We start from the raw sequence: 22,062 nt of genomic DNA on the forward strand, positions 1-22,062 counted from the left end.
GGATACTTGAGATACGTCCTTGCATGTCTGATTTTTATGCCACCCTACAAAAAATATCTTCCTCTATTTCCGACCCTTTTTTGCGGTGACGTGTACTAAGCACTAAATTGTCGCATTCTTCCAGTGATAAAATAATCAAGCTTTGATAAGTTGTAAATTATGACCTTATCTATTCAGTCAACTACAGCATTAAATGTAGAAGAGTTCTTAAAACTACCAGAAACAAAACCAGCAAGTGAGTATTTTAACGGACAAATATACCAAAAACCTATGCCACAAGGAGAACACAGTACGTTACAGAGCAGTTTAGTCACAGCTATTAATGAGATTGCTAAACCGCAAAAACTAGCTTATGCCTTTCCTGAATTACGCTGTACATTTGAAGGTCGTTCAATAGTACCAGATATTGCTGTATTTGAATGGCAAAGAATTCCCCTTGATGTAAAAGGTAGAATTACAAATAAATTTGTAATTCCTCCAGATTGGATAATTGAAATTCTATCACCAGAACAATCGCCTAACCGAGTTATCAGCAAAATTACATTTTCTATTCAAAATGGAGCAAAGCTAGGTTGGTTACTCGATTCGGCTGATGAGTCAATCATGATTTTTGAACCCAATAAATTACCAGAATTAAAAGAAAATCAAGATATTTTACCCGTTTTGAGTGTTTTGGAAAATTGGCAATTGACAGTAGCAGATGTATTTAGTTGGTTGAGTTTTGTTTGAATCAAACCTACTTCAGTTTCATTGAGTAGTAATTGTTCAACTGCATCGCTTAAAGCTTCTCTCCAATACAAAGGAGCGATAACGCTTGTATCTAAATAAATCAATGACGTTCCTCTGTACGCGCATTTATGACAGTTGCGCTCAATGATTCACCCTTAATCGTAAGAGAATCACGAAATTGTTTTATACTTGCTAATCGTTCTTTCTTTTGTAGCGGAGGAACTAAACGAGCTACAGCCTTATTTTGCTCTAGCAAAATTACTTCTTCTCCCCTAGCTACTCGTTCTAAGAGAGATTTTAAATTTATAGCTGCTTCTTCAACGCTAATTCTCAACACTTCATTACTCCTCTAGTTAGGCTTAACCAGTCCGCGTGCAGAAAACATAAGATTAGGTGACTACTGACCAATCTCAGTAGCTTGGTTTACTTGGCATTGACTACACAACCCAAAAAACTCCAGGGTGTGGTAAAAAACTTTAAACTTATGGCTGGATTCTAACTGGTCTTCTAAATCATGAACAGGGCATTGATGAATCGGAATTGAGACACCGCATTGCAAGCAAGTAAGGTGATGTTTGTCTTGCTGCGCTAGGCTGTAGAGGGCTTCACCATTAGCCAAATTCCGCACTTGTACCATGCCTTCGAGTTTTAAGGCATCTAGGGAACGGTAAACAGTTGCTAAACCCATACTCTGATTTGTATTACGTAGTTCTACGTAAATATCCTGGGCGGAAATGCCTTTTTTGACGGTTTTCAGGAGGTTGAAAATACGCTCTTGACTGCGGGTGCGTATGGCTCTCATAGACAATTATTTAAATATGCCACTGTAGTTGAAGCTGTTAGATAGGCTAATCGATCAATTAACTTTAACCGCTTCGTAATCTTATTTTCACTCAGTTAGAGCATAAAGTTATAGTATAGCGATCACAGCATTCAGAAAAAGCCCGTGCAAACCAAGTATCTAGCCAAAATTTTCGTGACCCTTCGTCCTTCAGTTTTAGACCCCGCTGGTGTCGCTGTACAATCTGGTCTTAAGCAACTGGGATACGAGAGCGTTGACCAGGTGCGGATTGGCAAGTACATTGAACTCACCATCACCTCAAGCGATGAAAAGAAAGCCCGTCAAGACCTCGATAACATTTGCGACCAAATGCTATCAAATCCCGTAATTGAAAATTACCGCTTTGATTTGATTGAGGTCGAAACACAGACTGGGGTATTTTAGTTACTGGGCATGGGGCATGGGGCATTGGGCATTGCTTCTCCCTCATCTCCCTCATCCCCCTCATCTCCCTAATCCCCCTCATCTCCCCTTGACTAATGACTAAATTCGGTGTTGTTGTTTTTCCCGGTTCTAATTGCGATCGCGATGTTGCTTATGTAACTAGAGACTTGCTCTCACAACCGACTCGCATGGTTTGGCATCAAGAAACAGACATTGCTGATTTGGATGTCGTGATTATCCCTGGTGGCTTTAGTTACGGTGATTATTTACGCTGCGGTGCGATCGCGCGGTTTTCACCCGTGATGCAGCAGGTTGTGGAACACGCCCAAAAAGGTAAGTTTGTCCTCGGTATTTGTAATGGTTTTCAGGTATTAACTGAAGTCGGACTTTTGCCGGGGGTGTTAACCAGAAATCGGGATTTGCATTTTATTTGCGATCGCGTCCCTTTGAAAGTTGAGCGGACTAATCTCTCATGGACACAAGCTTATAGCACTGGTGAAGTGATCACTTTGCCCATAGCCCACGGAGAGGGGCGATTCTACGCTGATGCAGCCACTCTCGCAGAAATTGAAGATCACGGACAAGTCTTGTTTCGCTATGAAGGCGAAAATCCCAACGGTTCACTGAACAACATCGCCGGAATTTGCGATCGTCGGGGCAATGTATTGGGGATGATGCCGCACCCAGAAAGGGCATCAGACGCAATGCTGGGGGGTAGTGATGGCTTGAGGTTGTTTCAAGGCTTACTAGAGAAGGTAGCGGCATTAGCGTAGAGGAAATATCAGGCGAATAAATTGGGTTAAAGAGCGATCGCTGTCTGAAAGCTGACAATTCAGCGGGATCTGGAAAACCTCACTTCCATTCCTCTCTCCTGCTTTTTGAGAGGCTTTGAATTCTCCCCCTTCCCTTGTAGGGAAGGGGGCTGGGGGGTTAGGTTTCACGTTTGTTTTTCCACATAACGTGAAAAGTCAGATAGCTAAAGTCCGTTTTAACGGACTATATAGCGGTTCTCGGTTGAGTGAGGTACAACAACCCCACCCCCAACCCCCTCCCCGCTCTTCGAGAGGGGGCTTAAGATGTACCTCATCTGATTAGGAAGCGCTATAATCTTTTCTCAGTCGTCTTTAGACGACTTTCGCTATTAGACTCAGAATTCATTCTGAGGCGGGCTAGATGAGAATGAAATAGCCCTGCCTTTTAGGAGAGAGAAATAGAAGCAGGGCTATTTCGTTCTAAATATAAACCGCCCATAACTGAAGTTCACAGGCTTTGAACTATAGTCAGTTTTAACGGACTACAACCTTTTCTCAGTCGTCTTTAGACGACTTTCGCTATTAGACTCAGAATTCATTCTGAGGCGGGCTAGATGAGAATGAAATAGCCCTGAAATAGTAGTGAGGTTTTCCAGATATCGTCAAAAGTCATATCAAACCTAAACTTCAAATTTTATCAGCTTATACTAAATAGTTATCACGAGTATTATTGATAACGTTTAGGAGTTAAAAAAGTGAATAGCATAACAATTGGACAAGATTTAAACTATGTAGATTATACTGATTTATTAGCAAAAATATTATTAGTTTTACAGAAACCAAATCAGGAAATATTTAAAAAATCTAACAATGGTAAGCATTTACAAGTCGATATTAACAACATAGCTAGTGAGGTTGCCAATTTACAGATAGAAAATCCCTTGGGTGCATCTGCTAATAGTGTACGTACTGCCACCGTAAATATTAGCCCAGGTTCAGAAGATAAGTTTCGTACTCAAATTCGCACAATTAAAGATTGTGTCAACAAACTATTAAAATCATCACTAGAAAATAGTGAATCAATAGAGGACTTTGTTAACAAATTAATTACAGATTTGTCCACATTTCAAGGTAAAACATCCAACTTAGACTTTACCTATCCTTTTAGTTCTTATGAAAACCTGCAAAAGCAACGGTTAACTTTTAATAAAAAAACTCCTAAAAATCGAGAATTGCTGAAAGTTCATAAACTAACTATTTCTGTGCAGAAAACCCGTGATTTTGATGCAGAATTGCGAAAGGGTTTAGAAAACTATATGAAAGTTAAATTTGCGGGTGCGAGTTCCGCAGAAAAAGAAGACTTAGAATATGTTCTTGAAGATTTAGAAAAAGATAAAAAATCTGATATCAACACACTACGGGATATTGTCAATACAGAAACTTTAGGGAAACTCAAAAAACAAGCACAGATAAATTATTTAGAGTTTCTGCGGGAGAATATCAACACCAAGACTAGCAAGCTAAATGCCGAAGGTGCTATTTATCTAGAAGATTTAATTAGACGACTCAAACTCATAGAAGAATACATCAACGATATCAACAAAAGCGATGGCGATTACCTAGTAAACTATGCAGGTGCTTCCGTTAATTACAGAGATGCTTTTTCTCGTGGCGAAGCATTTAATATGCTGCCAATTATTCCCATAGTAGAAGGTTCTCTGGGAGAAACAAAAGATGAAAATCTGGAAGAAATTCAATTTATCTTTGGACTCAAATTAAAATTTGATGGTAAAGTTCACACTGACGGCGGTAAAAACGTCTTTGATTATCGTCTAAATATCCTGAACCCAGACAGTGAAGAACATAAAGCAGCACTTGCAGATTCTTCCCAGCGAGAATCGTTTGCTGCTAAAGTCTTAAGAATAGCATTTTTATATTACTTTTTATTTGCCTCTCGTCAAAACCCTAAAGAAAGTAATTATAACCCGAATGATGAGTTAGTTTATGACCCTATTGCCGGATTTGAACAACAAGTAATACCAATCTTCAGAGGTTCTGATGATGCAGCGAAACAGGACTTATTACGGAAGATTCTCAAAGGTTTTACTAAATTTAATACTCAGATCAAAATCAATCGTCTCAAAGGTGTCTTGCAAAATATCCTCAAGCGCAAAACCTCCTTCCCTACACGAGATTATCCTGTACATATTTCTGTGAAAAATGGCATCCTTGAAGAGGATGTGCGTAACATTTTTGATAACAATACATTTTTCAAACCTGTTCTGAGAGGAAACCGCAAACAAGTTCTAAAATACATCTCACTTGGAAAAGCAAATACACAAACAAATTCTTTTTGTACCCTAGCAGCTAGTATCACCATTACTGACATTCACTTTTATGATACTGATGATATAGAAACCTTCAGTATGGAGTATGATTTAACTGCTATCCGTGCATTACCAGTAATTTTTGCGCCTCTACAAGATAAAAGATGTTTGGAAATTTTTACTCGACATTTCCAAACGCGTCACCTGCTATTGTTTCCCTATCGCTTAGAAGATAAAAAACTAGAATCTCATCAGGCTTTTGTCTATAAATTTACTTATGGTTTACTTGCCTATATCTGTCTCAAACTCTTATTGGACAAGCAAACAAGATTATTCATACCCATTTTAAGACTACATCTGAAAAATAAAGAAGATGACGCACCGATAGAAAAGTTTATAGTCTCCTTGTCTAGTGTATTGTCTCATTTATTCAACGAAACACATCGTGCAAATGACCAGGGAATTGACATTAGCGACTTCCAAGGTAAAAGTAAGTTTAAAATTCCTAATGTTATGAGTTCCTTATACTCTGTTTTACCCAAAAAATTTCGATTAAATACTTCATCTCAATCTCCCCAACTAGACAAGCTAGCTATTATTATAGTTTCCAGTCGGGAAAGCGACAGCAAGTGGGGTAGTTCTCAAAAAATATCTAACTTAATGGGAGAAATTATCGGTGTACAAATGAGAAATGGTACTGTTAAATTTCAGTTACCCAAAACTTTTTCTGAGAACTATGATCACCAACAAATGTTTACAGAACCTAGCACTATTATTGATAATGTTACCGAACTTTATGACCGAGAATATAAACACATTATCTATATTGCTAAAGCACCTTATACCAGTACATTACACATGACACAGACTGAAGATGATGATGGACTCTTCTTCATGTCAAAAAATGTAATTAAGTCTTTGAAAGCGCAACGTGAAGATATCAAAATATACCCAATGTTTTTTGATAAATACTATGCAGTGATGCTAGAACCAAATGCTGCAACTTCTTTATACATTCAAGATACAACAGAACTGACAACTTTAGTCGAAGATCCCAGCAAGCAATCTGTCGTATTTTTCAACTTATTTAATGGAACGATAGTAGGTAAACAAGAGGAACGACACTACAGAGGTGTTATTTCCTATGCGACTTTATTAAATATCTATAAAGACATTCTCGATGATGAAGATATCCGCAAAGGACTAATTTATAATGGTTCCTTAAAAAAGGATATCTTGCAGTATTTGACTTTCTTTCACTTCTCTCGCTACCAAAAAGCGGATAAAAAAATCCATATCAAACTAGACCCCTACGAAAATCTAATTGGAGATAAATCTGTTGGTAAGCTTTCTTTGTTCAATCAGATGCGAGGAAAGAGCGAATTTAACTCATTAGCATTTTTAACTCTTGTGAGAAATGTGCTAAACGCAGAGTGAATTCTCTTTCTTTACACTACTCCGCATTGAAAAAATATATTCAGAAAACTGAACATCATGAAATCCAAAATAGCTGAAGATTTAGGACGTTTATTTGAAGTGGGGTTTAATATTGGCATTCTTGGTTACATTGAAGAGAACAAAATTAAACATAACTTTGGTGATTTATATCGTCAAGAATTGCAACAACTCAATTTAGCTAAAATCCGACGGCGAGTAGTTGATAAAGTTATCAGCAGCTTAGAAAGAGAAATGGCTGATAATTGGTGTAAGTTTTTTATCCAAAAAGGCTTTTTTAGTGGCTTAAATTTTTTTCAAGAATACATCAAATCTACAGGTTGGGATCAGCCACACAAGTTACAAAATGTCGAGATTTTATATTACCAGTGCAGGTTTAATGGCGATAACAGCATTGGTACTTATGACACCAAAGATGATTTGCAGTGGTTTGGAGAAATATTAGCTCAATTTGGCAACTTAGAGAATATCTCTCAGGATATTAGTCGTTATCAAAAGAAAGGTGAGTTTCTCAATGCAGATACTTTAATCCTGTTGCGTTATCGCAGACAGTATCGGGTTATTTGTGTTGATTTATCTGTGTTTTCTATTAATTATAATGAGGATGTTAAAAATCTTGATTATATAGAAATTATCCGACGTTTATTAATGCAGGATATTACTTATTTACGCTCCAAAAGCGTGTTTTCTAATCTTCGTATTGATACTGAATCTTTAGGCTTAGAATTCTCCGAAGGATTAAAGACATACTTGACTGCTTTTAAATATAGAGATAAAGAAAGTACCAAGTCAATTCAGGCTGCTTGTTATCTCCATAGCTTCTATGAATTTATCAAAGAAAGCGCTATTTTTCCCGATACAGCAGATGTGGTATTCAACTCTATAGGATACAGCGATCGCGGAATCAGCACAATCTCTATCCAGAGAGAAAACTTGGATATTTTGAAAACCTGCTATCAGATTTACAAACATGACTCAAGTCCTAAAGAAATTCCCGAAGCACGCAAACAGGTTTTAAATCAAATTAAGCGCAGCGCCTATAGTAGTTTTGAGCGTGGTAAACAGTTTGTTGATTCTCTTTTAGAAATTCCTGCTGATCAAATAACCATTCTACCTCGCCACACAGAGAAAATAACCGGATTTATCAACTCTGTTGGGCAGGTTTCTCCAGAATTAATGCATCAATTGGGGTTAACTGGAACCCTAAACTTGAGACAAGCACACGCTGAACTGATTAAAAAAGCTTTGATTTCTCAGGATACCTATATATTTTTAACTGGAAATCCTGGAATTGGCAAAACTACAGCAATTGTCGATTTTCTAACTGAGTGTAAACATATAGACGAGGGTTTTCTTTTCTTTTACGTCAGTCCTCGAAAACAAGTTAACTTGGATATCATCGAGAAATTTAAAGATAAAAATACCGGAAAATTGCGCGATGACCGAATATTAGCCATTAACACTCATAGCAACCTAATTACAGATAATTTTGGACATTATACTGTTCAATACACTTGTAATCAGCGTCAGGGAGATTTTATAGAGAAGTCTGTCAACTTTCTTGATAGCAGGAATGTTGAGCGAAAAGAATGGCGTTCTGACAGACTCAAACAAACAACAGATAATCAAATTCAAGATATTGGACAAAAAACTAAGGGTGTTTTAAATAGTATTTGCGAGGCTATCTCTACTCTGATCGAAAGTCAAAAATCAAGTAATATTATCGCTACTACATCTATCCAAGCCTTGAAGATAACTGATGACAGAAACACATTAAAACATTTTGAGAAAATCTTTAGGAATGCATACAACTCAAAAGAGAGTAAGGTATTTCCCCAAAGAATGCAAGAAATATCTCGAAAAATTAAACACTTATTCATCATGATAGATGAGATAACTGGCGATGATGGAGGTGTTAAGTTTTTAGATGAAATTAATCAAATTATCTCCAAATATGAATTAATGGATTCTCGGCATGGTTTTAATACTAAGGTAATTGTTGCTGATGCTTCTATCGTTGACAAAAACATTATAATTCAACACCTTTCAGACACATCACCAGAACCAGACAAAATATATTTTCGTCGGGCTACAGATACCAGCCAACCTCTTTCAGTCCAGCCATTACAATTTAAGGGTTTACCAGCAACCGTAATTAATACTAACTCCTACCCAGCTAGTAACTTATCCATTAGTTATCAAATATTAATAGAGTCATCTAAATTTAGTGAAGAGGCGCGTTTAAATCAAAATTATAACTTAGAAGCAAGTCTGCAAAAGGAGATTTTAAAAGATATCGAAACCCTTTTAAATCAGCCAGATGTTGAACAGGTGATAGTTTATATCCAGAACAAGCGCAAATTAGCAGAACTGATTGATAAGATTAAGCAACATCGGGGAGAATTTGAAAAGTTTACCCATTACCTAGAGATACATGCAAATATCTCTGAGGAAGAGAAGCAAGAAATACAAAAATTTCAAGAAACTGTGAAAGTAGTTTTTATGACTGCTTCTGGTAGTCGTGGTTTATCCTTTCCCAAGGCTAAACACATCTTAGTAGAAATTCCCAAATTTGAAATTGAGAAAAACCTGATGGAAGTGATTCAGGTGATTTACAGAGGTCGTGGTAATGATCAGATAGACAATCAGGATAAACAGCTAGTTTTTTACTTAGCAGAACGTTCAGTTTATTATCAAGATGACCAGCAACTATCTTTGCAGGAAAGTGTGCTGAGTATATTAAATATTTTATTACTTTTAAAAGCCTCTATAATGACCAGAATTTTTGGTTCTGGCCGCATAGGTCGGGATAATTTTATTATTATTCCCATAGGTGGTAAGTCCGTATTAGCTGCTGGTGAAACATTTTCTGCTCAGATGGCAAATCTCATCAACCAAATGAAGAAAGAATACCAGATAAATAGAAGCGACTCTATATTAGAAAAAGTTTATACAAGTTTGGAAAAGCTGCTAGGACAGGCAGAATTTGTTGTGAAAGATACAACTAAGTCTAATTATTTAGAGTTACAGAAGTCTTTTAACAACGATTTTTCTCAAAATTATCACACCCTAGATAAGTTACTAGATTTTGGCAAAATTGAACCGGGTTATATTAGTGGTAATCTACTAGTAGTGCCTATTGCTAATAACACCCTGGAGGAAACTTACCAAATGCGGCTGGCTGATATAGCAAACTATGCCAATGAAGAACTATGGCGAAATATGCAGCAAATTAGTCATCGTAAATCTTATCCAGAAAGTTTACGTTTTGCTATCAAGGATGCCATAGAATTAGTGAAAAAGCTAAGGGTTGGTGTGCAGAAAACACAGCGACTTGAGCAGAATAGCCAGCATTTAGATCAATATTATGCCTTCCCATTATTTGCTTTTATTAGTGGTGATGTGATGAGTGAATATTTTGCCAATGAACCTAAAGAACCAGAAGATCAACGCTTCCGAGATATTCTAGCTAGATATATCCGCCTGCTGTATCCTGTTGGTAATCTTCTGCCTATTGGTAACGAATATCAAGATTTTCCTTTTGTTGTTTTTAGAAGTTATAGCCTGCAAGAAGTTAGGCAAAAAATTTTTACAACCAAGTATATTTTAAGTTCCAATGAGTTGAATATACTGAATTTGATTCTTTCTCAAGAAGCTTAGTATAGCTAGAAGTTCATATTCTTGGCAATGCCTTTGTTGAATTGCGAGAGTGTTTCCTGTATATTTGCTAGCAAAATACAGAAGTAACTTTTCTTGGTGTAGGTTTTGCTAAGTTCAAGTTTAAGATGAATGGTTTCATTCTAGTATCTATAATCACGATATAATCTAAACTGACTTGATAAATTGCTAGTTACACGAACAAAATAAGGCATAGCAAATTTATACAAGCAGGTAGATTATCTGATGACTATTCCAGAGTCAATTAAACAATTCATTATATCGATACAAGGTTTTGACGATCCTGCTTTACAAAATGAAGATGATGTAAAAGAAAAGTTTATTTTGTCAATGTTTCACTATCTCTGCTATCCAGAGAGTTTACAGGATTTTTTAGAACAATGTTATTTTGAACCTTCGACTACGCGAGAAGGCTACCGCTTAGTTGTTGTGAAACCAAAAGTTGCGATCGCCTGTAATTTACCCAAAGCTTTTGGAGAAGGTAATTGTCAAATAGAGTTCAGTAGTATTCTTTTTAAATATCTAAAAATTCACTTAAATCATCAAGATATTTTAGGTCAATTAATGACTGGATTGCACACCCAGGCACATTGGGGATGTCGTCGTTTTTTGAAACAGTTAGATAAAAATACTTTCCAAGTAAATTTGGGTCAAACAACAACCATTTTATCGAACTTAGAGGTAACAGAATTATGTTTGTGTGTTGATGAAGTTTGCCAAGAATATAAAAATTTAATCATAGAATTTGAAAATGCTTTAGAAACATGGGATTTTGAATTCGTCAATTTTTCAGAAAGTCGAGGTTTTATCCTTTTTTCTGTCCGACAAGAATTATGGGAGTTAATGCAGCAGTTTGCTAATGAATTTGATTATACTAAAGGTAAGTCGGAATGGCATCTATTTCATAGAGAAAATACATCAATTCGAGTGAGTCGAGGAATTCGCGATCATACATTTATTGTTCCAAAATTCGATGGCGACTTATCTTTATTGCCTAAGAATCAAATTAACATAATCTATGAGCTAAATGATATTAATTTACAATCTATTGAGACAGAGAAATTTAGCTTATGGCAGCAAGATATCGGTATACGGGGAACCTGGACAGCTAGGTATACCAAACAGTGGTTATTAGAAAAATATATTCCCAAAGTTATTAATTATTATTCAGAAACATCTCAACTATCTGAAGCTGAATTGCTAGCTAAAATAACAAATTACACAAGTGAACGTGCGCTGATTAAAGAAATTGATAATATCAGAGATTTAGTACCTTATCTGCATGACATACAATCTTGGCTACATATATATGTGGAAAATATTGCTGCTTCACTCTTGCAACCATATTACCAAGCCTATACAAATTTAGTGCGTAATACGGATTCTTCCATAACAGGCATAGACTATATTATCGGAAATTTGCGGAGAGTTGAGTGGAAAAATACGCCAGAAGAAAATTATAGTAATTTCACAGACTGGAAAAACTTGACTTTTAAATATGCTATAGATTGCTTAGATAAGCAAGTAACAAGAATAAATAATTGTGAGTACGAAAATAGTTTAAATGCAGATTTAATAACTCGGATATTTATTTGGATTCTAGAAAATGGGAAAATCTCTTTTTCACAAGCTCAGTTAAATGCTGCTAAACAGACTTTGTTACCACTTTGGGAACAGAGTCGCTTTGAAATGCGCCATGTGTATCCTAATCGATAAAGCTACATAATCTGCTGTAAATCCAACACAAATCCAGGTAGTACATTTTCTCCTGATAAACTAGCAGGATTGTCTAATATCTCTACATCTTTACCTGGACGATAAATTTCCACTCGCTTATTTTTCTGGTCAATTAACCAGCCTAATTGAGTGCCATTTTCGATATACTCCTGCATTTTATCTTGCAATTCTTTCAAGGAATCAGTATGAGAACCCAACTCTACTACAAAATCAGGACAAATTGGGGCAAATTTTTCTTGTTGTTCTGCGCTTAAAGCATTCCATCGCTCAATTTTCACCCAAGAAACATCAGGAGAACGTTCTGCACCATTAGGTAGGGTGAAACCAGTTGAAGAGTCAAAACCTTTGCCTAATTGAGTCTGTTTATTCCATATTCCTAATTCAACAACCATATCAAAGTTACGATTGCCAGTATCACTACCTGTAGGTGGCATAATTAATATTTCCCCTGATGCTGTACGCTCAAATCGATAATTGCGGTTTTTCTGACACATCTGGAAAAATTGCTCATCGCTCAAATCAATTTTTAATTTGAGTGTAGAAGGGAAAGTGCTTGTCGTGGCGTTCATAGGCTATTATGAGCATCTTACTTTCTAGTTTAGTAGTGTGCTGAATTTTATTTCGTTCTAAGTGCTTCTTAATCAAGAAAGCTACATAATCTGCTGTAAATTTAATACAAATCCAGGTAAGACATTTTCCCCTGATAAACTAGTAGGATTGTTTAATATTTCCACATCTTCGCCTGGACGATAAATTTCTACTCGCTTGTTTTTGCGGTCGATTAACCAGCCTAATTGAGCGCCATTTTCAATATACTCTTGCATTTTCTCCTGCAAATCTTTTAGAGAATCACTAGGAGAACGTAACTCTACTACAAAATCAGGACAAATCGGAGCAAATTTTTCTTGTTGTTCTGGGGTTAAAGCATTCCAACGCTCAATTTTTATCCAAGAAGCATCGGGAGAACGTTCTGCACCATTGGGTAGGATGAAACCAGTTGAAGAGTCAAAAACTTCGCCTAAATTAGTATCAGAGTTCCAAATATCCAATTGAGTGGTAATTTTAACATTACGTCTGCCAGTATCACTACCTGTAGGTGGCATAATTAATAATTCCCCTGATGCTGTGCGCTCAAATCTATAATCGCGGTTTTGTTGACACATTTGGAAAAATTGATCGTCAGTCAAATCAATTTTTAATTTGAGGATAGAAGGTAAGGCGATTGTAGTAGCGTTCATAGACTTATCCCGACATCTTACTTTCTAGTTTAGTGGTGTGGTAAATTTTATTTCTTTCTAACTTGCTTGGGACTATATTTTTCACGGCAAAGGCTAACACATCCTCATCGGGGATACCCAAGTTATCATTGCCAGCTTCCTGTACTGTCAAAACATCATGTCCCATTGTCCGAAGTAGTTCGCTGACTAACCGTGGAAACTGTTCATCGGCATACAGACGCGCCATCGGCTAGGCAACCTCGTTATTAGCGCGAATTACGGCGGCAATTTCTTCGGGATGGGCATCAGCATACGCCCAAGCATTAACGAGATCGGCAGCGGTGATATGAGGATAGTCCTGCAAAAGTTGGGCTTCACGGATGCCCAGCTGTTGTGCTTCAACTAAAAGCCAAACGGCAATTCGGGTTCCGGCAATACACGCTTCCCCACCACACACACCAGGGGTTTTAGTGATTCCTTTACCGCTCATGCTAAGGTTTTTGGTTAAGCTTTGAATAATCTCTGCTTTGTCGGCAAGCGATAGATTGAGAAGCTGATGTTCAAGTTCTTGGCGAGTCATGCAGAACAGGGGTGCTTAGGAATTAACTTGATTGTAGCGAACTGGTTATAGCGCGTTAGCACACCTTACCGCAGGTACAGTGGAAGGCGATCGCCAGTTTTGGTTGTAGAAATAGCCTAAATATTACAGCCCACATTCCGCACTTCAAATTGAAGTGCGGAATGTGGGTTGTAGATGCCTTGATTCGTGGCGATATAGAACTATGAGCATCAATAAGCATAAACCGCACATTCTGGTGTTGCCTGAAGACGATGCTAATCGTCAGATTGCAAACGAATTTATTCTGGATATAAGCCTCAATAGTCGTGCTATCCAAGTCCTACCAGAAGCTCGTGGTTGGCAAAATGTTGTGGATACATTCACGAATGATTATGCCTCTACAATGCGACAATATCCACACAGAATGATTGCTTTACTGATTGATTTTGATGAGGATAAAGATAGATTGAGTTATGTAAAGCGTCAGATTCCAGATGATTTAAAAAATAGAGTATTTGTTCACGAATCCAAAAGCCGTTAGCAATCAAATCATCTAATATCTGCTGCACCTGCGGCACAAACCCTTGCTGTTTAGCTGCTAGCAAAATGCCCAGTAGTCCAGTGATTCGCAAACCAGCTTGAATTGCCTCATTTCTACCTCTTCGTTCATCGATAATCAGCCGATCAGCATTTAACTCGACAGCAAGGGCGATCGCTTCAGCTTCACCCGGATCTAAGTTAATTTGTAAAGTCTGAAGTAGAACAAGATTTGTAACTGGTATAGTTTGAATCCAATTTAGAGCTTTAATTGCTAGTGTACCTGGATCTGTGGCACCAGAGTCAAGAATTTCCTGATAAACTGCCGATGGAATAATCACCTGACCATAGAGTTGCTGCAACAGAGCTAACTGTCCAATAGCAGCGAGGTTGCTGATAGGTGATGTATTGCTGACAACAATCATCGCCAATCATTAGCTGCCAAACTTTTTACATCCTCCCTTAGTTCAGCTATATCGTAGTGCAGAGAAATTTTGCGACTAGCGAGTAACCTCTGAAACTCAAGTTGATTCATCAGAGCAAAATTACTTGCCTGTCCCAGTGTAAAACGCTCTTGTTCAAAGAGCATGATTGCAATTTCCTGAAGCAATTCTGTGTCAGACATCTGAATTGTCTGTAAGACTTTATCTGAGATGACAATACTCATAGTCTTATTAGTTCATTAACGCCTCTAGATTTAGGATAAGCTAAACCGAAGCTTTCAACAGATATTATTCATTGCGATCGCAAAAGAAGCCGTTATCAGTTTCTTTTGCTTAAGCGTGGCAAAATGCCTCACTCATCCACGCTTAAGCACTAATCTAGCCCTCTATTTACGTACTAGGTTCAGCAGTTCTTTTGGAGAAGCCAGCAAGTCAATCGCGACAAAGAAGATTTTGCCTTGGGGGTCTAGCAAAAACCGCCATGCAATATTCATCCCCACGCTGGCACCGAACCAAGGGGTTTGGACTTTACCTGTGACTTTAACTTGGGTATAGCCATCTTCCACAGGCTCAGATACACCGCGCTCTGGGATCATCTTCAATCCCTGGCATTCTTCACGCATATAGGCGCGAATTGCGTCCTGACCAACAATGGGTCTTTCAAAGGGAGGTTGCAAAGCACCTTCAGAACGAAACAGAGAAACCGCAGCATCAAAGTCATTGGCATTCATGTTGTTGATATAGCCCAACACCGTAGTATTGTTGATGCCCTCAATGGTGACTTTAGTCCGAAACGCTGGTGCAGTCGGAGGAGACACAGGCTCCGAGACTTTTTTGTAACTACCAGGAGCGTTCGGGTCAAATCCCATGCTAATTACGGTATTGCGTAGGATTGTGATTTGTTGACCGGAATCTGCACTGCGGATGGCTTGCAACACATCAGCAGCTTTGGCAGAAAGCTTGTAACCTTCTGGGATTGGAGCAACGATTCCCTGGGCCATCCATTCTCCTAACTGATACCAGAAGCCCAATTTGATGTTTACGGTGAAGGATGCATAGGAACGACAGAGAGGAGTGTCAGCACGGTTAGCCAAATCGTACATGACTTGTGTTTGAGCCTCAAAAGGCATCTGCTTAATTTGTTCAAGTAAGCCTTGTGCGAGGATCATGTTAGCTGCCCCAGGAGCAGCAACGGTAATACTTCTACCCATCTCGGTATAGGCAAACCAAAGTAATGCTAGTTGATCTTCAGCATTGAGCTTAGAGAATGATTCAACAACGGTTGGAACAACGTCAGCAGTTAGGGTGCCGGGAAAAATACTTTGAGCAGACTGGATGGTAAAAGACATAGCAGAAATTCCCAAAAGAAAATTACAGTTCTACCGAATGTGAAAAATCAAATGTGCAAAGATAAGGCATTTAGCTGTTAATCAAGGCACTCAGCAGTTTTTGCATCAGTGAACAGCCCATCGTAGACATAGCTGTACTAAATGCATAGCGATGTTGTTGCCGTTGAGTTTAGATACTCGGCAAAGCACATTGCAGGCTCAACTGCATAGTTAGAAAGCCTTGATTAACGGTGGTTTAACCCATTGATGTTGCTTTTGTATCTTTATGTAAAGAAACATAACAAGTCCGTTACAAATAAGCAATACTTTCTCAGTTATATATTGATAATTTCTGCTTATATAAATGATAATTTTTATTTAAGTAAAATTAAACGTAATTGGTGCTTTTGTGTGTATTCACTTCCAAAAGCGATCGCTTCTCGTACAAATCTGAAATACCGTACTTACTTTGTACGGCTCTCACTACTTCTATTACCAAGTCAAGTGGTTGCAAAAAATATTTACAATCATTAATATTAGTTCATGGAATGACATAAACAAAGAATAAAAGATGACAAGTAAAGGTTTTACCATTAACGAACGAGGTCAACTTAACAGATTTGCGATCGAACCAAAGGTTTATGTTGATGAAACCCCACGAGCAGGCTTTACCAAATATGCCGAAAAACTCAATGGTCGTTTGGCAATGATTGGCTTTGTCTCACTCATTGCTTTAGAAGTTCTCACCGGACACGGTTTGGTTGGATGGCTAACCAGCCTTTAGGGAAGACATTTTGAGATTTATGAATTTTCTTCACTTGACGAATAAACCAATTTAGAGGCAAACTTATGAAAACTGATTTTGATTATCCTAAAAAGGATTTAATTGGACCGGTTGTTTTTAGACCTGATTTCAACAACTTTGAGACTATCAATGCAAATCAAGCTTGGTCATTGTTTTTTACAGCAGGTCAAGACGATAAGGGACTAGGACAAGAAATTGAGTTCGGCAGATTTTTCACTAACCTTTTAATTGCCATTGGAGTAACTGGAATTCTTTGGGCAACATACTTTAGCCAATTGGGATGAACAAGTTTGTTCATTACTAGTGTGTGGTAAATTTAACGGAGGTCTTGGATTTGGATACCAGGACTTCTTTACACTTTTTAATAACTCTATAAAACTCTGTTTAGCCTTGGAAAAAGTTCGATGTTAATTGGATTTATAAAGCTTCCTAATTTGTCACGGTATTGTGGATACGTGGGTTTAGAAGTAGCACAAATTGTTTCCAAACATCTTGCAGTTCAAAGTAAAACCTATGTAATTCAAAATAGAAGATTATTGATATATCAACTTTTAAAGTCTGGACTGGATTCTCATACAGCAGATCGAACTGTCACTGTACTTATATCAAGTCCAGTTTTACAATTGAATAACAAAAACCAGTGTGCAATTAATTGTATGCGAAGGTAAATATATAGGTGCTAGAAGGGATTGGGGAGATGAGGGAGATGAGGGAGAAGCAAGGGAGAAGAGTTTCCCCCCCCGCTCCTCTGCCTCTTTTCAATGCCCCTCAAGAGTGCTGAGTGCTGAGTGGGGAATCTCATTTCTTTACTCAGCACTCGGAACTCGGAACTGTTTTGCCCAATGCCCAATGCCCAGTTCAACGCAACGAACGAATCGCCTCTAATAGACCTCTAGCTTTATTTAGCGTCTCTTCATATTCTTTCTCTGGCTCAGAGTCAGCCACCAAACCCGCTCCAGCTTGTACGCTTACCGTATTATCATGCACCACCATTGTACGAATTGCGATCGCAGTATTTAATTGTCCTTCAAAATCGTAATATCCATACACACCGGAATAAACGCCCCGGCGACTAGACTCTAATTCATGAATAATTTCCATCGCCCTAATCTTGGGTGCGCCGCTGACCGTACCTGCTGGGAAGGAAGCTTTCAGTAAATCCCATGCTGTTTTACCAACTGCTAATTTACCCACAACATTGCTGACAATGTGCATCACATGGGAGTAGCGCTCAACTACCATTAATTCATCGACTTTGACGCTACCACTTTGACAAACACGCCCCAAATCATTCCGCCCTAAATCCACAAGCATGACGTGTTCAGCAACTTCCTTGGGGTCTTGTAGTAAATCCTCAGCAAATGCTGCATCTTCCTTCGTGGTTTTGCCCCGTGGACGTGTGCCAGCAATTGGCCGTACCGTTGCTATGACTCCACCATCTAAATCTATTTCGGCTTTCACCATCACTTCGGGGCTGGAACCGATGATTTGCCAATCTTGGAAGTTAAAGTAAGCCATGTAAGGCGAAGGATTTATCTGGCGTAGAGAACGGTAAAGGGCAAAGGGGTCGCCTGTGTATGTTGTTGATAGTCGCTGAGAAATTACTACTTGGAAAATATCGCCTGCTTGAATATGATCTTTCGCCTTTTGGACGCTGGCACAAAAATCAGGGCGGGTAAAATTACTCTTATACTCCTCTGCTTCCCCGCTCCCCTGCTCCTCTGCCTCTCTACTCCCTGGCGGTTTCCATTCTAATTTAGTTTTTTCCGGCGATAGGGGTAGAGACAGCTTTTCGAGCATTTGGGTGACGCGATCGCTCGCTTGTTGATATGCTGCCTGTAAATCTACATTCGGGTCACGTAAATCAGCATAAGCGATCGCCCAAATTTTCCGCTTCACCTGGTCAAAAATCAATAGGTGGTCTACCTGCATCCACAACCCATCAGGGATATTTCGCTCATCTTGTGGATAAATGGGCACACGCGGCTCAATCCAGTTAATCAATTCATAGCCCCAAAACCCAAACAAACCGCCAATTCCTGGCGGTAGCTGTGGTAATTTCACTGGATGATAAGGTGCTAAACATTCGGCTAAAGCTGTAAAAGGGTCGCCTGCAAAAACCACCTGCGAACCGTCGCGGTTTTTCTGGGTGGTGCGATCGCCCCTGGCTTCCAAAACCCACACCGGATCGCAACCCACTAAACTATAGCGCCCCAGCTTTTCTCCGCCTTCTATGGATTCCAACAAAAAGCTATAGGGCTGACCTGCACAGACTTTATACCAAGCAGATACGGGCGTATCTAAATCCGCTACCCATTCTTGATATACCGGGACGAAGTTGCCTTGTAGAGCTAGCTGAGAAAATTCGGAGAAATCGGGAAATACCATAAATTGTTTAGGATGGGGCATTGGGCATGGGGCATTGGGCATGGGGCACAAGAGGCAGAGGGGATGGGGGGCAGAGGGGAAAGACTTGCTGTAACTTCCCCCTGCTCCTCTGCTCCTCTGCTCCCCAATGCCTAGTCCCTATGCGTCGTGGGTAGCTTTACCACTGAACTTGAGTTGTGCTGGATTGGGGTTTTGCCCAATGCTGCGAGGTACATAACGCACTTTTTCACGACCTGCATTCACCTTTTCAGGGAAGACACCATCGGCTGGGTGAATTAAAGTAGTTTCTCCGCTGGGCAAAATCCGATAAATTTTGTAGTCTGTGATTTTGAGTTTGCGGAGTTGACCACCTAAAGCGATGCCTTGTTCTTTGCGGGCTAAATACAGCAGGTTTTCGCCTTTCCGAGCAGTAGCAGCACCACCTGTAGGTAATTCAAATACTTGCTCTTTCGGGCTAGTCCAAGTGATAGCGTACTTTTCTTCCACTTCCGCTTTTCTGAGCAAGCCACCAGTGCTGCCAGCAAATAGCGGGGTTTGTCCAGAGAGTTTTTCTGTCATAGAGTCTGATTCTCTCAACGTTTTTAGGGAATCCTAACACCGCAACCACGATCATATTGCGATCGCGTTATAGACTGTAACAGTTTTTAGTCATTAGTCATTAGTCCTTTGTCATTTGTTAAAAATTAATACCCATGACGCCAGTTGCTTCAAGTCGGGCATTGCCCGCCCAACGCACTGGCTCCCCAATGCCCCATTCCCCATGCCCCATTCCTATCTACTCTTAACTTTTGTCCGCTTTTCCTCTTGGCTATTCTGAACAATCGGGATGGTGAAGTGAAACTGACTACCCTGGTCTTTGCCAGTTGACTCTGCCCAAATTTCTCCACCCCAGCCATTAACAATTTGACGGCAAATTGCTAAACCAAGTCCAGTGCCGCCAGTGGTACGGCGCAGCGCTCCCTCTTCCTGATAAAAGCGGTCAAAAACTATTTCTAAACGATTCGGTTCAATGCCGCGCCCAGTGTCAGCCACAGTTACCTCGACCATTTGACGACTGTTGTAAATCGCTTTAATGGTGATTTCTCCTTGGGGTGGTGTAAATTTACAAGCATTGTCCATGAGTTTTGCCAGTACTTCTACTAGCCAATCACCATCGGCTCTAACCAGAGGTAGGTTTTCGGCAATTTGAGTTTTAATTTGAGGCGGCTTTTCCGTTGAGGAACGCGTGCGATTTCGGCTGAGTGATAAATCTATACACTCTTGTAAGCTGAGTGATTCTGGATGCCATTGCACTCGACCGCTTTCCAGGTTGGAAAGTGTGAGAAAATCTTGTACCAGTTTTCGCATCCGCTCTGAGTCGGAAAGAGCAGTGTTGAGCATGATCTGCTGCAACTCCAAGGGCATATCCGGCTCACTAGCAAGACTTTCTAGGCAGACTTGAATTGTAGATAGGGGGGTACGCAGTTCATGTCCAGTGATCGCTATAAGGTTGCTGCGGGTGCGGTCTAGGGCTTCTAGCTGTTGGTTAAGTTCTTCTAGGTTAGCGTAAGCTTCCGCTTGAATGAGAGCGGCTCCGACTTGGGTAGCGATCGCTTCTACCAAATCCAATTCCCCTGGTTGGCACTCATGCGGTGGCATTCGGCAGTAATGTAACTCCACAATGCCCAATAATCGCCCCTGATAAAATACTGGTTCCATCAACCAAGAACGAATGGCAAACTTTTTAGCGATCGTGGAAAGTCCTGGCGATTTGGTAACGCGAGGATCGCTTAACGTATCGCTCACACAAACGCCTTCACCTTGTTCCACGATGTCCCGAAATAGGGAATTTTTCTCTAACTCCCAGGTTTGCCCAGACACAGATAAAACACCAGCAGTCAAAAACTCGTGTTCAATTATGGCTTGGCGATCTGTGGCTTGAGCGCGGTAAATTAAACAGCGACAAGCTTCTAGGTGTTGTCCTAATTCTTGTGCCGCCACCTGGAGAACTTCGTGAGGATCGAGCGATCGCCGAATGGCAGTACTAATTGAGTTGACTAATCGCTCTTTTCGTGCTTGGGCAGCAATGGAACGGTAGGCTTTGTGCAATTTGTACTGACTAGCTTGCAAATAAGTTACCAAGCGCTGCACAAAGGGATCTGTATCAATGTCACAGGCATATTCATTAACCTGTTCTGCTCCAGAGTAGTTTCGTGGCTGCCCGATGCCAAACCTCTGACGTGCCTCCTCAATTTTACTTACTAGTTCTGGTCTGTAAACCAAAATTCTGTCTAACAGCAATTCGGCTGCTTTGAGGCTAGCTCCCCTTTCCGATGTCCAAATTCCCTCAAATCTTCGCGCTGTGTCGATATCCAGATTAGGGCTTAGTTCTGGTAGCTGCTTGTTTTTGGCAATAGAACTAAGGTTTTCCCGGCAAACCAGACAAGTAGCGTAATTGTCAGCAATCACTACCAAATGCCACTCGTGACTTAAGCCATCCGTTGGCTCAAAAGCCACTTTTTCGTAGTGTTCCGAACTGTTGGTGAAATCCGTTTCTGGAGCAGATAATACATATATTTGATTACTCCGCAAGGCAAGTCGCTGGTAGCGATGAGCTTCTTGGCGGTAGAATCGCTCTCGCTGAAAACTAGCAATTACAAGGGGTTGGACTAAAGTCCCAGCCAAAACTTGATCTTCCATCGCGTGGGAGAGCGCCGTTAATGAAGCCTTAAAATATAGCTGGGGCCGCAAGTAGGGTAGGGACTTTAGCAGATCACTCAGCACAGAAGTCGAAATGCTCATGAATTATTGTTAAACGCTCAACCTCGATCAGATCCACGTCACAGCTGCATTGTACAAATTCCAAGGGACTCTCAAGTTAAATAGACAGTTGCAATATGTAA

General features: G+C 39.7%; 19 protein-coding genes and 1 pseudogene. 8 read left to right on the top strand and 12 right to left on the bottom strand.

What is annotated here, in order from left to right; translation table 11 throughout:
- The first annotated feature begins 159 nt into the window (after positions 1–159).
- Positions 160–729: a Uma2 family endonuclease gene (locus tag V7K67_RS27340; RefSeq protein ID WP_335169256.1), complete on the top strand. Its 570-nt coding sequence runs from the start codon at positions 160–162 to the stop codon at positions 727–729.
- 100 nt (positions 730–829) lie between these two features.
- Here V7K67_RS27340 and V7K67_RS27345 read toward each other — a convergent pair whose 3' ends face one another.
- Positions 830–1,066: a type II toxin-antitoxin system Phd/YefM family antitoxin gene (locus V7K67_RS27345; protein WP_334731983.1), complete on the bottom strand. Its 237-nt coding sequence runs from the start codon at positions 1,064–1,066 to the stop codon at positions 830–832.
- Between the two features lie 60 nt (positions 1,067–1,126).
- The gene (locus tag V7K67_RS27350) at positions 1,127–1,531 is read right to left on the bottom strand and encodes a Fur family transcriptional regulator (RefSeq protein WP_334731984.1); all 405 of its coding nucleotides are present in this window, start codon (positions 1,529–1,531) and stop codon (positions 1,127–1,129) included.
- 144 nt (positions 1,532–1,675) lie between these two features.
- Here V7K67_RS27350 and purS point away from each other — a divergent pair, with 144 nt between their 5' ends.
- From purS to V7K67_RS27375, 5 genes are all read left to right on the top strand, one after another.
- Positions 1,676–1,954 carry a phosphoribosylformylglycinamidine synthase subunit PurS gene (purS, locus tag V7K67_RS27355; RefSeq protein WP_335169258.1) on the top strand — a complete coding sequence of 93 codons (279 nt, stop codon included), beginning with the start codon at positions 1,676–1,678 and terminating at the stop codon, positions 1,952–1,954.
- 95 nt (positions 1,955–2,049) lie between these two features.
- Positions 2,050–2,727, top strand: coding sequence for a phosphoribosylformylglycinamidine synthase subunit PurQ (gene purQ / locus V7K67_RS27360; protein ID WP_334731986.1), 678 nt, complete (start codon positions 2,050–2,052; stop codon positions 2,725–2,727).
- 734 nt (positions 2,728–3,461) lie between these two features.
- Positions 3,462–6,470, top strand: a complete 3,009-nt coding sequence (locus V7K67_RS27365; RefSeq protein ID WP_335169259.1) for a hypothetical protein — start codon at positions 3,462–3,464, stop codon at positions 6,468–6,470.
- A gap of 57 nt (positions 6,471–6,527) precedes the next feature.
- Positions 6,528–10,148 (top strand): helicase-related protein, encoded by a 3,621-nt coding sequence (locus V7K67_RS27370; protein WP_335169261.1) that lies wholly within the window; start codon positions 6,528–6,530, stop codon positions 10,146–10,148.
- 243 nt (positions 10,149–10,391) lie between these two features.
- Positions 10,392–11,882, top strand: a complete 1,491-nt coding sequence (locus V7K67_RS27375; protein ID WP_334731989.1) for a hypothetical protein — start codon at positions 10,392–10,394, stop codon at positions 11,880–11,882.
- A gap of 2 nt (positions 11,883–11,884) precedes the next feature.
- On the opposite strand, the gene V7K67_RS27380 is transcribed toward V7K67_RS27375, so the two are convergent.
- From V7K67_RS27380 to V7K67_RS27410, 7 genes and pseudogenes are all read right to left on the bottom strand, one after another.
- Positions 11,885–12,472, bottom strand: a complete 588-nt coding sequence (locus V7K67_RS27380; RefSeq protein ID WP_334731990.1) for a Uma2 family endonuclease — start codon at positions 12,470–12,472, stop codon at positions 11,885–11,887.
- Between the two features lie 81 nt (positions 12,473–12,553).
- Complete coding sequence (locus tag V7K67_RS27385; protein ID WP_334731991.1) at positions 12,554–13,141, bottom strand: Uma2 family endonuclease; 588 nt, start codon at positions 13,139–13,141, stop codon at positions 12,554–12,556.
- A gap of 76 nt (positions 13,142–13,217) precedes the next feature.
- Positions 13,218–13,367, bottom strand: a pseudogene (locus tag V7K67_RS27390) (DUF5615 family PIN-like protein); the annotation flags it as partial.
- A 3-nt stretch (positions 13,368–13,370) separates the two neighbouring features.
- Positions 13,371–13,700, bottom strand: a complete 330-nt coding sequence (locus tag V7K67_RS27395; protein WP_334731992.1) for a DUF433 domain-containing protein — start codon at positions 13,698–13,700, stop codon at positions 13,371–13,373.
- Between the two features lie 377 nt (positions 13,701–14,077).
- A complete protein-coding gene (locus V7K67_RS27400; protein ID WP_335169267.1) occupies positions 14,078–14,641 on the bottom strand; it encodes a DUF3368 domain-containing protein in 564 nt (187 codons plus the stop codon).
- Positions 14,638–14,883 carry a UPF0175 family protein gene (locus tag V7K67_RS27405; RefSeq protein WP_334706489.1) on the bottom strand — a complete coding sequence of 82 codons (246 nt, stop codon included), beginning with the start codon at positions 14,881–14,883 and terminating at the stop codon, positions 14,638–14,640. The genes V7K67_RS27400 and V7K67_RS27405 overlap by 4 nt, the downstream gene beginning before the upstream one ends.
- A 162-nt stretch (positions 14,884–15,045) precedes the next feature.
- Entirely contained in the window at positions 15,046–16,008 is a 963-nt protein-coding gene (locus V7K67_RS27410; RefSeq protein ID WP_334706488.1) for an orange carotenoid protein N-terminal domain-containing protein, read from the bottom strand.
- A gap of 550 nt (positions 16,009–16,558) precedes the next feature.
- Here V7K67_RS27410 and V7K67_RS27415 point away from each other — a divergent pair.
- Together V7K67_RS27415 and V7K67_RS27420 are read left to right on the top strand one after the other, a co-directional pair.
- Positions 16,559–16,771 carry a high light inducible protein gene (locus tag V7K67_RS27415; RefSeq protein WP_334729755.1) on the top strand — a complete coding sequence of 71 codons (213 nt, stop codon included), beginning with the start codon at positions 16,559–16,561 and terminating at the stop codon, positions 16,769–16,771.
- A gap of 65 nt (positions 16,772–16,836) precedes the next feature.
- Entirely contained in the window at positions 16,837–17,076 is a 240-nt protein-coding gene (locus V7K67_RS27420) for a hypothetical protein (RefSeq protein WP_334706486.1), read from the top strand.
- Positions 17,077–17,650: 574 nt separating this feature from the next.
- On the opposite strand, the gene trpE is transcribed toward V7K67_RS27420, so the two are convergent.
- The 3 genes from trpE to V7K67_RS27435 form a co-directional block, all read right to left on the bottom strand.
- The gene (gene trpE / locus V7K67_RS27425; protein WP_334729762.1) at positions 17,651–19,180 is read right to left on the bottom strand and encodes an anthranilate synthase component I; all 1,530 of its coding nucleotides are present in this window, start codon (positions 19,178–19,180) and stop codon (positions 17,651–17,653) included.
- Between the two features lie 138 nt (positions 19,181–19,318).
- Positions 19,319–19,738, bottom strand: a complete 420-nt coding sequence (locus V7K67_RS27430) for a photosystem I reaction center subunit II PsaD (RefSeq protein WP_334706484.1) — start codon at positions 19,736–19,738, stop codon at positions 19,319–19,321.
- A 213-nt stretch (positions 19,739–19,951) separates the two neighbouring features.
- Positions 19,952–21,961, bottom strand: a complete 2,010-nt coding sequence (locus V7K67_RS27435) for a DICT sensory domain-containing protein (RefSeq protein ID WP_334729756.1) — start codon at positions 21,959–21,961, stop codon at positions 19,952–19,954.
- Positions 21,962–22,062: the final 101 nt, after the last annotated feature.

It is taken from the genome of Nostoc sp., from assembly GCF_036917155.1.
Classification (GTDB): domain Bacteria; phylum Cyanobacteriota; class Cyanobacteriia; order Cyanobacteriales; family Nostocaceae; genus Nostoc.